We start from the raw sequence: 11,957 nt of genomic DNA on the forward strand, positions 1-11,957 counted from the left end.
GCGAAGATCGCCCCGGAACGGGCCGTTACGCTCGGGGCATGAAGCGAAGCGTCCTGACCCGTTACCGGGCGATGGCCTACATCACCGCCGTGATGCTGCTGGTGCTCTGCACGTGCATGGTTTTCAAGTACGGCTTCGGGATGGGCAAGGACCTCACCCTCGTCGTCTCGCAGATCCACGGCGTGCTCTACATCATCTACCTGGTGTTCGCCTTCGACCTGGGCTCCAAGGCCAAGTGGAAGTTCGGCAAGCTGCTGTGGGTGCTGATCGCGGGCACCATCCCCACCGCCGCCTTCTTCGTGGAGCGCCAGGTGGCGCGGGAGGTCGAGCCGCTGATCGCCGATGACGCTCCGGAGCCGGTGAAGGCCTGACCGCCGCCGGGTGAAGGCCTGACCGCACCCGGACCGCCCCGGCGTGGTGCGCCGCACCCCTGCCGACCTGCTCATACGCGCCTGTCCCGGTATCGGGCGGGCGCGTTTGTGCTGGCGCGAAGTCCGTTACGGAATGTGACCCGCGTGACGCGTGGGGCAACTCGTGGCGCTCTCCCGTCGACAAGTACTAGGACGTCCAAGTAAATTCGGGGGTATGGACGCTGACGCGATCGATGAGGGCCGCCGCCGCTGGCAGGCTCGGTACGACTCCGCCCGGAAGCGGGACGCGGACTTCACCACGCTTTCGGGTGATCCCGTCGAGCCGGCGTACGGGCCCCGGCCCGGAGACTCGGTCGAGGGGTTCGAGCGGATCGGGTGGCCGGGCGAGTACCCCTTCACGCGGGGGCTGTACCCGACCGGCTACCGCGGGCGGACCTGGACGATCCGCCAGTTCGCCGGTTTCGGCAACGCCGAGCAGACCAACGAGCGCTACAAGATGATCCTCAAGGCGGGCGGCGGCGGCCTCTCCGTCGCGTTCGACATGCCCACCCTCATGGGCCGGGACTCCGACGACCCGCGCTCGCTGGGCGAGGTCGGCCACTGCGGTGTCGCCATCGACTCGGCGGCCGACATGGAGGTCCTGTTCAAGGACATCCCGCTGGGGGACGTCACGACGTCCATGACGATCAGCGGGCCCGCCGTCCCGGTCTTCTGCATGTACCTGGTGGCCGCCGAACGGCAGGGCATCGACCCGGGCGTCCTCAACGGCACCCTGCAGACGGACATCTTCAAGGAGTACATCGCCCAGAAGGAATGGCTCTTCCAGCCCGAGCCGCATCTGCGCCTGATCGGCGACCTGATGGAGCACTGCGCGCGCGGCATCCCCGCGTACAAGCCGCTCTCGGTCTCCGGCTACCACATCCGCGAGGCGGGCGCGACGGCCGCACAGGAGCTGGCGTACACGCTCGCCGACGGCTTCGGGTACGTGGAGCTCGGCCTCTCCCGCGGCCTGGACGTCAACACCTTCGCCCCCGGCCTGTCCTTCTTCTTCGACGCGCACCTGGACTTCTTCGAGGAGATCGCCAAGTTCCGCGCCGCGCGCCGGATCTGGGCCCGCTGGATGCGGGACGTCTACGGCGCGACGAGCGAGAAGGCGCAGTGGCTGCGCTTCCACACCCAGACCGCCGGGGTCTCGCTGACCGCCCAGCAGCCGTACAACAACGTCGTACGGACCGCCGTGGAGGCGCTGGCGGCCGTGCTCGGCGGCACCAACTCGCTGCACACCAACGCGCTGGACGAGACCCTGGCGCTGCCCAGTGAGCAGGCCGCGGAGATCGCGCTGCGCACCCAGCAGGTGCTGATGGAGGAGACCGGCGTCGCCAACGTGGCGGACCCGCTCGGCGGCTCGTGGTTCATCGAGTCGCTGACCGACCGGATCGAGGCGGACGCCGAGAAGATCTTCGAGCAGATCAAGGAGCGCGGCCGGCGGGCGGTCCCCCACGGCGAGCACCCGATCGGCCCGATGACCTCCGGCATCCTGCGCGGCATCGAGGACGGCTGGTTCACCGGCGAGATCGCCGAATCCGCCTTCCGCTACCAGCAGGCGCTGGAGAAGGGCGACAAGAAGGTCGTCGGCGTCAACTGCCACCACGGCTCGGTCACCGGCGATCTGGAGATCCTGCGGGTCAGCCACGAGGTCGAGCGCGAGCAGGTGCGGGTGCTCGCGGCCCGCAAGGAGGCCCGTGACGACGCCCGGGTCCAGGCCTCCCTCAAGGCGATGCTGGAAGCCGCCCGGGCCGGCGGCAACATGATCGAGCCGATGCTGGACGCCGTACGGGCCGAGGCGACGCTCGGCGAGATCTGCGGTGTGCTGCGGGACGAGTGGGGGGTCTACACGGAACCGGCAGGGTTCTGAGCCGGCCGTCCGCCCTGCTGCCGACGGCCGTTGGCGGCAGGGCTACGGCGCCGCGAGGGGCATCCGCAGGCGGAACAGCGCCCCGCCCCCCGGCGCCCGCTCGGCGGTGAGTTCGGCGTCGTGGGCGCGGGCGATCTGGCGGGCCATGGCCAGGCCCAGGCCGGAGCCGGGCAGGGCGCGGGCCGCCTCGGCGCGGTAGAAGCGGTCGAAGACATGGGGGAGGTCGGCCTCGGCGATGCCGGGGCCGTGGTCGCGGACCGTCAGGTCCAACTCGCCTGAGGAGAAGGTGAGTTCGGTGTCGACCGGGCCGCCCGGCGGGGAGAACTTCGCGGCGTTGTCGAGGAGGTTGGACAGCAGCCGGGACAGCCGGGGCGGCACACCGGGGATCGCGACACCGGCCGCGGCGGGCTCGATCGCGGTGGTGAAGGTGATCTCCGGCCAGTGTTCGCGGGCCACGCCCACCGCGTGCTCCAGGAGGGCGGCCGGGCGCACCTGCTCCACCAGGGGCTGCGGCTCCTCGTCACGGGCCAGTTCGATCAGGTCGTTGACCAGGGTGGTGACCTCGCGCAGCTGGCGGCCCAGCGCTGCCGAGGCACGGTCGCGCTGGGCATCGGTCAGCCGGCCGGCGCGGGCCAGGAGTTCGGCGTTGGTGCGCAGCGCCGTCAGCGGGGTGCGCAGCTCGTGGGAGGCGTCGGCGACCAGGCGGCGCTGCGCGGTGACGGACTGTTCGAGCTCGCCGAGCATGGTGTTGAAGCTGGTGGCCAGGCGGGTGATCTCGTCCTCCCGGGCGGGCGGGCCCGGGGGCAGTTCGATGCGGTGGCGGGCGTCGCGGGTGGCGGCGATGCGTTCCGCGGTGGAGGTGAGCCGGGCGACCGGCGCCAGGCCCGTACGGGACACCCAGTAGCCGAGTGCGCCGGCCAGCAGGACGCCGGCGCCGCCGACCGCGGACAGCGCCAGGGCGGCCTGCTCCACGCTCCGGTCGACGGAGTCGGAGCGCAGGGCGACCTGCACCGCCTCGTCCTTGCCCGTCAGGCGCGTGGTGAACATCCGGACCGGCTGCCCGGCGACGGTCAGCTCGCTGTAGAACGCCGCGTGCCGGCCGGCGGCGACCTTCCGGGTGGCGTCGGAGACGGGCAGTCCATAGGGCTTGCGCGGATCCTTGGCGGGGTCGGCGGGCACGATCTGGAAGCAGGACGAGGCCGGGTACTGGCAGAGGGTGTCGCTCGGCGTGGGGCCCCAGTCCTGGCGCTCGCGCATGACCTCGGTGGACGTCAGGGCCAGATTGCGCTCGAGCTGGCGGGTCATCTGGTAGTCGATGAGGACGAACGCGGCCGCACAGACGCCGACCGCCACCAGTGCCACCGCGGACGAGGCGGCCAGCGCCAGCCGGGCGCGGAGCGGGCGGCGGCGCCGCCAGCGGGACCCCAGGCCGCGGGTGCCGGTCACGCGCCCTCCGCATGGTCCAGGCGGTAGCCCACGCCGTGCACGGTGTGGACGAGGCGGGGCTCGCCGCCCGCCTCCAGTTTGCGGCGCAGGTAACCGATGTAGACCGCCAGGGAGTTGGAGTCGGGGCCGAAGTCACGGCCCCAGACGCGTTCCAGGATCACCTCGCGCGGCAGCACCTGCCGCGGGTGCAGCAACAGCAGCTCCAGCAGCGCCCATTCGGTGCGGCTGAACTCCAGGGGCCGGCCGGCCCGGTGGCCGGTGCGGGTCAGCGGGTCGACGACCAGATCGTCGAAGGAGAGCCGGGCGTCCTCGACGGCCGTGGTGGCGGCCCGGCGCAGCAGGGCCCGGACGCGGGCCACCAGCTCGTCCAGGGCGAACGGTTTGACGAGGTAGTCATCGGCGCCGGCGTCGAGCCCGTCGACCCGTTCGCTGACCGAGTCCAGCGCGGTCAGCACGAGGATCGGGGTGCGGTCGTCCAGGGCGCGCAGCCGGCGGCAGACGGCCAGGCCGTCCAGGACGGGCATCATCACGTCCAGGACGAGGACGTCCGGCTGCCAGCCGGCGACCTCCGAGAGGGCGGCCAGTCCGTCGGCGGCGCCCCGCACCGTATAGCCCTCCACGGCGAGGCCGTCCTCGACGGCGGCACGGACCTCCGGTTGGTCGTCGACGACGAGGATCTTGGGGGCTGGGGAGTTCCCGGGCGTGGGCGGCATGGACATAGGCTGCCAAACACCTCTCTTAGAAGCTTCTTAGGGCGTATCGCGAGCGTGGCGGCCATGCGCACACCACTCTCCGTCGTGATCGGTGCGGGCGGCACCGGCGGCCACATCTATCCGGGACTCGCTCTCGCCGACGCGCTGCGCCGGGCCGTGCCCGATGCGGTGATCTCCTTCGTCGGGACCGAACGCGGCCTGGAGACAGAGCTGATCCCCCGGGCCGGATACCGGCTGCACACCGTCGACATGATCCCCTTCGACCCCTCGCTCGGCGCCCGACGCTATCTGCTGCCGGCCGCGCTGCTGCGCTCGGGTGCCCAGTGCCGGGCCCTTCTCAAGGAACAGAAAGCCCAGGTCGCGGTCGGTATGGGCGGTTATCCCAGCGCCCCGGTGATCGTCGGGGCCAAGCTGGCCGGGCTGCCGAGCCTGGTCCATGAGTCCAACGCGGTGCCCGGCCGGGCCAACAAGTTCGCGGCCCGGCTCACCCCGCACCTCGCCCTCGCCTTCGACCGCAGCCGCGCGCACCTGGCCGGCGGCGAGCGGGCCGAGACGGTCGGCATGCCGCTGGTGGGGCCGCTGGCCGAGCTGGACCGGGCGGGAGCGCGGCCCACCGCCCGCCGGGCCCTGGGCGTACCGGACGGCGCGCGGCTGCTGCTGGTCAACGGCGGGAGCCTGGGGGCCGCCCGGCTGACCGAGGCGGCGGTGGGGCTGGCCGGCCGCTACCGGGCGCGCGGTGACCTGCGGCTGCTGATCAAGACCGGGCCCGCGGCCCTGGAGCGGACCCGGGCCCTTCTGGCGGCGAACGGCGGGGACGCGGTCGCCGAGGCCGTGCCGTACCTGGACCGGATGGATCTGGCGTACGCCGCCGCCGATCTCGTGGTGTGCCGGGCCGGTTCGGCGACCGTCGCCGAGCTGGCCACCATCGGGATGCCGGCCGTCCTCGTCCCGTATCCGCATGCGCCGGGCGACCACCAGACCCATAACGCCCGGGTGCTCTCGGACGCCGGGGCGGCGCTGTTGCTGCCCGACCCGCAGACCACGGCGGAGCGGCTGGACGCCCTGGTCACCCCGCTTCTCGACGATCCCGCCCGGCTCGCCGCGATGGCCGCGGCCGCCGACCCGGGCACCCATGCGCGGGCCGCCGGCCTGCTGGCCGACAAGGTGCTGGCGCTCGCCGGTCACCCGCAGGTCCACCACCACCCCACGATGAAGGAGTCAGCATGAACAGCACGCAGCAGTGGACGGGCCGCCGGGTCCTGGTCACCGGGGCCGAGGGGTTCATCGGCTCGACCCTGGTCGACATGCTGGTGGCGGCGGGCGCCGAGGTGCGCGCGTTCGTCCACTACAAGCCCTATGCCGAAAAGGGAAATCTGGCGCACTGTTTCGTGCCGGGCGGCCCGGTCGAGATGGTCGCGGGCGATGTGCGCGACGCGGGCCGGGTGACGGACGCCGTCGAGGGCTGCGACACGGTCTTCCACCTGGCCGCGCTGATCGGGATTCCGTACAGCTACGACTCGCCCGGCGCGTATGTGCAGACGAACGTCGTCGGGACGGAGAACGTCGCCCAGGCCTGCCGGCGGCATGCGGTGCGGCGGCTGGTGCACACCTCCACCAGTGAGGTCTACGGGACCGCGCTGACCGCGCCGATCGGCGAGGACCATCCGCTGCAGCCGCAGTCGCCGTACTCCGCCTCGAAGATCGGCGCGGACATGATGGCGCTGTCATACCGGCACGCCTTCGAGCTGCCGGTGACGGTGGTGCGGCCGTTCAACACCTACGGTCCCCGGCAGTCCGCGCGCGCCGTGATCCCCACGATCCTGGCCCAGCTCCACGCGGGCGCCCGGCAGATCAAGCTGGGCTCGCTCACCCCGACCCGCGACTTCACCTACGTCACGGACACCGCGGCCGGCTTCCTGGCGCTGGCCGACTGCGACCGGGCGCTGGGCGAGGTCGTCAACCTCGGCACCGGGCGGGAGATCGCCATCGGGGCGCTCGCCGAGGCACTGATAGCGGCATCGGGACGGGACGCCGAGGTGGTGGTGGACCCCGCGCGGCTGCGGCCGGCCGGCAGCGAGGTCGAGCGGCTGCTCTCGGACAACTCCCGGGCCCGGGAGTGGGCTTCGTGGCGGCCGGAGGTGTCCCTGGAGCAGGGGCTGAAGCGGACGTCGGAGTGGGTGGCCGGGAACCTGCACCTGTTCGCGGCGGACCGCTACCAGGTCTGACGGCGGAGCGGCGGGGCGCCCCGGTGCCGCGCCGCGGCCGGCGCCGGCCCGGCCGGGCTCAGCCCCGGTCGCCCAGACCGGAGAGCCCGGTGAGGAAGAGGGCCGTGAAGTCGCGCCCCCACGCGGCGTCCACGGGCTCCCCGCTGACCAGCGTGCGGTGCACGATCGCCCCGGCGATCACATCGAAGATCAGGTCCATGTTGCGGGTGGCGGCCCGCTCGCCGTCCGCGCCGGGGCCGTCCGGAGGCAGCTCGCCGCGGGCCTGGGCGCGCGAGCGGCCGAGCAGGACCAGCCGCTTCTGGCGGTCGACGATCGCCGAGCGGATCCGTTCGCGCAGCGCCTCGTCGGCGGTGGACTCGGCCACCACGGCCATCAGCGCCGTCTTGGTCTCCGGCCGCGCGAGCAGCGCCCCGAACTGCAGCACCACGCCCTCGATGTCGGACTGCAAGGAGCCCCGGTCGGGGAGTTCGAGCTCGTCGAAGAGGACCGCCACGGCGTCCACGACGAGCTCGTTCTTGTTGGCCCAGCGGCGGTAGAGCGTCGTCTTGGCGACACCGGCGCGGGCCGCCACATCGCTCATGGTCAGCCGCCCCCAGCCCAGATCGACGAGTGCGGCCCGGGTCGCGTCCAGGATCGCGAAATCGGTCTCGGCGCTGCGCGGGCGGCCCGTGCGGCCCTTCCGGGAACTGGCGGAGTGGTGCATGCGGGCGACCATACCGGGCAGTACGGGAGGTGCCGCCCGTGAGGCAGATCACGCCGTGCGGGGCCGGACCCGGTGGTGATGCGGGACCGGCGGCGAGTTACGCTACGGGTCGTAGCGTAAGAGTGACAGCCACTGGCCGTGGGTGGGGACCCGCGGCCGCGCACGACGGTCCTTCCTCGGGACCGCACACCGGCCCTCCTCGGGGCCACCACGGGCAGCGGCCCTGGACGTACGCCGGCATTCCGGCGGGGCGTACGGGCGGGGTGCGGCGCCCGGCACACGGCCCCCGGTGGCGGCACCGGACCGGCTCTTCGCAGCACCGCCGCACGACCGATCGCATCGCAGACCGCAGCGCTTTCCGGATCGCTTTCCGGAACGGCCCGCCCAGGGGGGAGGATGGACCCATGCAGCCACGCAATATGTCCATGAGTGGAGTCGTCGACCTCGCAGCGGTGAAGTCGGCGGGGGAAGCGAAGCAGAAGGCGGAGCAGGCACGTGCCGAGGCCGCCCGTACGGGGCGGGCGCCCGCGAGCGGTGCCCGCCTGGTGTTCGACGTCGACGAGGCGGGGTTCCAGCAGGACGTCCTGCAGCGCTCGACCGAGGTCCCGGTCGTCATTGACTTCTGGGCCGAGTGGTGCGAGCCGTGCAAGCAGCTGGGTCCGCTGCTGGAGCGCCTCGCGGGGGAGTACGCCGGCAAGTTCGTGCTGGCCAAGATCGACGTCGATGCCAACCAGATGCTGTTCCAGCAGTTCGGGGTGCAGGGCATCCCGGCGGTCTTCGCGGTCGTCGCGGGGCAGCCGATCCCGCTCTTCCAGGGCGCGGCCCCGGAGTCGCAGATCCGCCAGGTGCTCGACCAGCTGGTGCAGGCCGCCGAGCAGCAGTTCGGCATCGTGGGGGCGCCCGTCGACCCGCAGGCCGCGGGCGAGGCGGAGCAGGAGGCCGAGGCCCCGGTGCCGGCCGGTCCCTATGACGCACTGCTGGAGGCCGCGAACCAGGCGCTGGACTCCGGCGACCTGGGCGGTGCCGTCCAGGCGTACAAGAACGTGCTCAACGACGACCCGGCCAACCCGGAGGCCAAGCTCGGTCTGGCGCAGGCCGAACTCCTGCGCCGCGTGCAGGATCTCGACCCGCAGGCGGTGCGCAAGGAGGCCGCGGAGAACCCGGCGGATGTGCCGGCGCAGATCCGCGCCGCGGACCTGGACCTGGTCGGCGGCCACGTCGAGGACGCGTTCGGCCGGCTGGTCGACGCGGTGAAGCGCTCGGCGGGTGACGACCGGGAGGCCGCGCGGGTACGGCTGCTGGAGCTCTTCGAGGTCATCGGCGCGGAGGATCCGCGGGTGACGGCGGCGCGTACCGCGCTCGCCCGGGTGCTGTTCTGACCGCAGTCTTCGGACTCGCCCGCTTCTGACCAGTACGACCTCCGCGAGTTGCCCGAACAAACGACACAGCGGCCACGTTTTACCAAAACTTGGTAATCGTGGCCGCTGTTACTTCAAGTAAGCCCGAGCGGCCTCCTTGCGGCACTGTGTCCGCAATTGCCCAATGTCCCCTCACCGTTAGTGGCGACGTTGTGTGCCCAGTTGATTTCGGTGTGTCGTGGCGTGTTTATCGGGTCGTTACCCGCAAGTAACGAGCCCCTTGTGCCGCGGCTCCGAATGGACCACGATCGGCCACGCTCGGTCCATTCCCGCAGCCCGGCATCCGGTCGGTGTCGCGGGGCACTTGGGTCCCCACCGAGTGGTCGGCGGCAGGTGTCGCCGGCGGTGGACAGGGGGGTCTCTGCCCCACCCGGCAGGGCCTGTCCAAGAGGTTGCGCGAGAGCGTGGCCAGTGGTTGTCGCTCGGGGGTGATCGCCGGTGTTCGGAACACGATGTGCCTCCGAGACAGGCGCTCTCCTTCCCGAGGACGTAGCACTTCTCCCATCCCAGGCACGGCTGTCCCAACGGGGGCGGCCCGTACCGGAGATGTACGTCCGAGAAGGAGGAAAGTCATGGAGTCCCTGGCTCGTGGCGGGACCAGATGGAAGCGGTTCGCCGTCGTCATGGTGCCGAGCGTCGCGGCGACCGCCGCGATCGGTGTCGCCCTCTCGCAGGGTGCGCTCGCGGCATCGTTCAGCGTGTCCGGCCAGCAGTTCAAGGTCGCTACCGACCGGCTGGACGGCACCGGGTTTGTTCAGTACGGAGCCATTGACGCCCAGAAGGGCGGCAAGCAGGTCCCGGTGGCGGTCTCGGGGTTCTCGAACGCCAAGATCAAGAACCTGTGCCAGTCGGTAGTCGTGCCGGTGCCGGTCTTCGGCGATGTGTCGATGAAGCTGTCGGCCGGTGGCGGTGACACGCCCGTCGAGGCGAAGAACCTCTACATCGACCTGGACCAGCTGTCCGCGGACGCGACCTTCAACAACATCGACATCGGTGTTGCTGCGGGCTCGACGACCAAGGGCCCTGGCATGCACAAGGGCGACAAGGCCGACCCCGGCTCGTTCGCCCAGCAGGCCGAGTCGGCCACGCTGACCCACGTCAGGCAGCAGGCATGGGCCACGACGGCCGGAACGTTCAAGCTCAGCGGCCTGAAGATGAGCGTCGCCAAGGGCAAGAGCGAGTGCTACTGACGCACTGAGCGTGCGGGCGCGGGGCGAGCTGTGCGGCGTTCGCCGTTCCCCGTGCCCGTACGCCGGGTAGCGCCCAGTAGGACACCTCAGCACAGAACCACCGATTTGCCAGTCCCGAGGAGCTGTACGACATGAGCGCCGACACGCGACCACGGCTGATCGAGACCATCGGCCGGAAGCGGCTTTCGTTCCGGGAGTGGCGCGGACACCGCCCGTTCTGGGGCGGCATGCTGACTCTGCTGGCCGGCATCCCGATCATGTACATCCCTTACGCGAATCTCACGATCGGTTCCCTGACCGTCCGCATGGCGACCACCGCCGGCGCCGGCTCGCTGATCATCGGCGTACTGCTGGTCGTGCTCGGCCTGACCATGTGGTTCCAGCCCGCTTCGCGCGTTTTCGCGGGTGTGGCGGCGATTCTGCTCTCCCTCGTCTCCCTGGTCGTCTCGAACTTCGGCGCCTTCCTGATCGGCTTCCTCCTGGGGCTGATCGGCGGTGCGCTGGGAGTCTCCTGGGCGCCGGGCAAGGCCGAGCGGAGCGCTGACGACGCCGAGGAGCCGGCCCGTAAGACGGTCGCCGGACCGGTGGTCGCCACGCACCCCGCGCCGGCCGACGGTCCCGGGCCGGTCAACGGACTGGACGACCTGTCAGGAACGAGCCCGACCAACGGAACGAACGGGAGGCACCGTGCCGGGTGACGAGCTGCACGACAGCGCAGCTGCCGGGGCGAGAACCGGGCCGAGGCACGCGGCGCCGAGGAAGCCGCTGCTGACTCGGCTCCACGTGCCCGCGGGCAAGGCGATAGCCATTGCCGCCATGCCGTCCGCCGTGCTCATGGGCATGGGGCTGACGCCCCAGATGGCGATAGCCAAGCCGGCGCCCAAGAGCCCCTTCAAGGACGGCCCGTGCGTCACCGCTCCGGACAAGGTGGACGACAAGGACGCCAAGTCCAAGGACGGTACGGCGGACAAGAAGGACGACGCACAGGGCAAGGACGACGCCAAGCCGTCCGGCGAGCCCTCCGCCTCGCCCTCGGCCGGCAAGGACGCCGGCAAGGCGCCCGAGCCCGCGCCGTCCGGTTCCTCGAAGACCGATGAGCCTTCGGGCTCCGCGACCCCGTCGCCGTCGTCCTCCGAGGAGAAGAAGGACGACGGGGGGCTGCTGGGCGGCATCGGTGACGCCCTCGGCGGTCTCGTCGGCGACAAGCCGGAGGACGACGACTCCTCGGCGTCGCCGAGCCCGTCGGCCTCCGAGCCGGCCTCGCCGAGCCCTTCGCCGTCCGCGTCCGAGGACTCCGGATCCGCCACCGACAAGGTCACCAAGCCGGTCACGGACACGGTCAACGGCCTCAAGGACGGTGCGGACAAGGCCGGGGACGCCGTCAAGAACGGGTCGAAGACGGTCAACGACACCGTCCACGGCGCGGTGGGCGCGGCGGACAACGCCCTGCCCGGCGGCGGCCTGGACGGCAAGGACGCCGACGGGAAGAAGTCCTTCCCCTGCGTCGTCGAGAACAAGCAGAAGGGCAAGGCCGAGCAGACCCCCGCCACCCTGCCCGACGACCCCTGGCACCTGGAGTCCAGCGCGCTCACCCTGCGCGGCCTGAACTACGAGGGTGTCGTCAACGTCCAGACGCAGAACGGCCACACCAAGCAGGCCCTGAAGTTCACCGCCGACAGCGTCGACATCGGCGATCTGCACCAGATCGTCGACGACCCGACGTCCGGCAAGCACTACCACGTCCAGGGCGCCCCGGGCTCGACGTCCACGATCCGCGGCGGCAAGGTGACGATGTACACCGAGCGGCTGCAGGGCAACCTCTTCGGGCTGATCCCGATCGTCTTCGACCCCGAGCACCCGCCGCCGATCAACGTCCCGTTCGCCTACTTCACCAAGGTGAAGATCGACCAGGCGGGCCAGTTCGGCGGCAATCTCCACATCCCGGGTCTGCACCAGTCGATCACGGACTGAGGACC

At 71.5% G+C, this 11,957-nt stretch carries 11 protein-coding genes; 8 read left to right on the forward strand and 3 right to left on the reverse strand.

Features of this window, described 5'->3' with window-relative positions; translation table 11 throughout:
- The first annotated feature begins 38 nt into the window (after positions 1-38).
- Both ABZ851_RS11165 and ABZ851_RS11170 read left to right on the forward strand, forming a co-directional pair.
- Positions 39-371 (forward strand): DUF3817 domain-containing protein, encoded by a 333-nt coding sequence (locus ABZ851_RS11165; RefSeq protein ID WP_336050249.1) that lies wholly within the window; start codon positions 39-41, stop codon positions 369-371.
- 214 nt (positions 372-585) lie between these two features.
- Positions 586-2,286, forward strand: coding sequence for a methylmalonyl-CoA mutase family protein (locus ABZ851_RS11170; protein WP_336050250.1), 1,701 nt, complete (start codon positions 586-588; stop codon positions 2,284-2,286).
- 42 nt (positions 2,287-2,328) lie between these two features.
- Here ABZ851_RS11170 and ABZ851_RS11175 read toward each other — a convergent pair whose 3' ends face one another.
- Together ABZ851_RS11175 and ABZ851_RS11180 are read right to left on the reverse strand one after the other, a co-directional pair.
- A complete protein-coding gene (locus ABZ851_RS11175) occupies positions 2,329-3,732 on the reverse strand; it encodes a HAMP domain-containing sensor histidine kinase (RefSeq protein WP_361124822.1) in 1,404 nt (467 codons plus the stop codon).
- On the reverse strand, positions 3,729-4,451 hold the full coding sequence (locus ABZ851_RS11180; RefSeq protein ID WP_361124824.1) for a response regulator transcription factor: 723 nt from the start codon (positions 4,449-4,451) through the stop codon (positions 3,729-3,731). Before ABZ851_RS11180 ends, ABZ851_RS11175 begins: the two co-directional genes overlap by 4 nt.
- Positions 4,452-4,508: 57 nt before the next feature.
- Between ABZ851_RS11180 and ABZ851_RS11185 the strand changes: the two genes are divergently transcribed.
- Together ABZ851_RS11185 and ABZ851_RS11190 are read left to right on the forward strand one after the other, a co-directional pair.
- On the forward strand, positions 4,509-5,672 hold the full coding sequence (locus tag ABZ851_RS11185; RefSeq protein ID WP_361124826.1) for a UDP-N-acetylglucosamine--N-acetylmuramyl-(pentapeptide) pyrophosphoryl-undecaprenol N-acetylglucosamine transferase: 1,164 nt from the start codon (positions 4,509-4,511) through the stop codon (positions 5,670-5,672).
- Positions 5,669-6,670 carry an SDR family NAD(P)-dependent oxidoreductase gene (locus tag ABZ851_RS11190; protein ID WP_361124828.1) on the forward strand — a complete coding sequence of 334 codons (1,002 nt, stop codon included), beginning with the start codon at positions 5,669-5,671 and terminating at the stop codon, positions 6,668-6,670. Before ABZ851_RS11185 ends, ABZ851_RS11190 begins: the two co-directional genes overlap by 4 nt.
- Positions 6,671-6,728: 58 nt before the next feature.
- Here ABZ851_RS11190 and ABZ851_RS11195 read toward each other — a convergent pair whose 3' ends face one another.
- The gene (locus ABZ851_RS11195; RefSeq protein ID WP_336050256.1) at positions 6,729-7,373 is read right to left on the reverse strand and encodes a TetR/AcrR family transcriptional regulator; all 645 of its coding nucleotides are present in this window, start codon (positions 7,371-7,373) and stop codon (positions 6,729-6,731) included.
- Between the two features lie 404 nt (positions 7,374-7,777).
- On the opposite strand from ABZ851_RS11195, the gene ABZ851_RS11200 reads away from it, so the two are divergent.
- From ABZ851_RS11200 to ABZ851_RS11215, 4 genes are all read left to right on the forward strand, one after another.
- On the forward strand, positions 7,778-8,752 hold the full coding sequence (locus ABZ851_RS11200; protein WP_361124830.1) for a tetratricopeptide repeat protein: 975 nt from the start codon (positions 7,778-7,780) through the stop codon (positions 8,750-8,752).
- Positions 8,753-9,363: 611 nt separating this feature from the next.
- On the forward strand, positions 9,364-9,981 hold the full coding sequence (locus ABZ851_RS11205; RefSeq protein WP_086716891.1) for a DUF6230 family protein: 618 nt from the start codon (positions 9,364-9,366) through the stop codon (positions 9,979-9,981).
- Between the two features lie 131 nt (positions 9,982-10,112).
- Complete coding sequence (locus ABZ851_RS11210) at positions 10,113-10,679, forward strand: DUF6114 domain-containing protein (protein ID WP_361124832.1); 567 nt, start codon at positions 10,113-10,115, stop codon at positions 10,677-10,679.
- Positions 10,669-11,952 (forward strand): hypothetical protein, encoded by a 1,284-nt coding sequence (locus ABZ851_RS11215; RefSeq protein WP_361124834.1) that lies wholly within the window; start codon positions 10,669-10,671, stop codon positions 11,950-11,952. Before ABZ851_RS11210 ends, ABZ851_RS11215 begins: the two co-directional genes overlap by 11 nt.
- The last annotated feature ends 5 nt before the right edge of the window (positions 11,953-11,957 follow it).

Origin of the sequence: Streptomyces sp. NPDC047049 (genome assembly GCF_040643995.1) — a bacterium.
In the GTDB taxonomy this organism is placed as follows: domain Bacteria; phylum Actinomycetota; class Actinomycetes; order Streptomycetales; family Streptomycetaceae; genus Streptomyces; species Streptomyces mooreae.

Bases quoted from the DNA above. Each gene is read 5' to 3' on its own strand.
- ABZ851_RS11165 (WP_336050249.1), top strand. From the start codon at position 39: ATGAAGCGAAGCGTCCTGACCCGTTACCGGGCGATGGCCTACATCACC.
- ABZ851_RS11170 (WP_336050250.1), top strand. From the start codon at position 586: ATGGACGCTGACGCGATCGATGAGGGCCGCCGCCGCTGGCAGGCTCGG.
- ABZ851_RS11180 (WP_361124824.1), bottom strand. From the start codon at position 4,451: ATGTCCATGCCGCCCACGCCCGGGAACTCCCCAGCCCCCAAGATCCTC.
- ABZ851_RS11185 (WP_361124826.1), top strand. From the start codon at position 4,509: ATGCGCACACCACTCTCCGTCGTGATCGGTGCGGGCGGCACCGGCGGC.
- ABZ851_RS11190 (WP_361124828.1), top strand. From the start codon at position 5,669: ATGAACAGCACGCAGCAGTGGACGGGCCGCCGGGTCCTGGTCACCGGG.
- ABZ851_RS11195 (WP_336050256.1), bottom strand. From the start codon at position 7,373: ATGCACCACTCCGCCAGTTCCCGGAAGGGCCGCACGGGCCGCCCGCGC.
- ABZ851_RS11200 (WP_361124830.1), top strand. From the start codon at position 7,778: ATGCAGCCACGCAATATGTCCATGAGTGGAGTCGTCGACCTCGCAGCG.
- ABZ851_RS11205 (WP_086716891.1), top strand. From the start codon at position 9,364: ATGGAGTCCCTGGCTCGTGGCGGGACCAGATGGAAGCGGTTCGCCGTC.
- ABZ851_RS11210 (WP_361124832.1), top strand. From the start codon at position 10,113: ATGAGCGCCGACACGCGACCACGGCTGATCGAGACCATCGGCCGGAAG.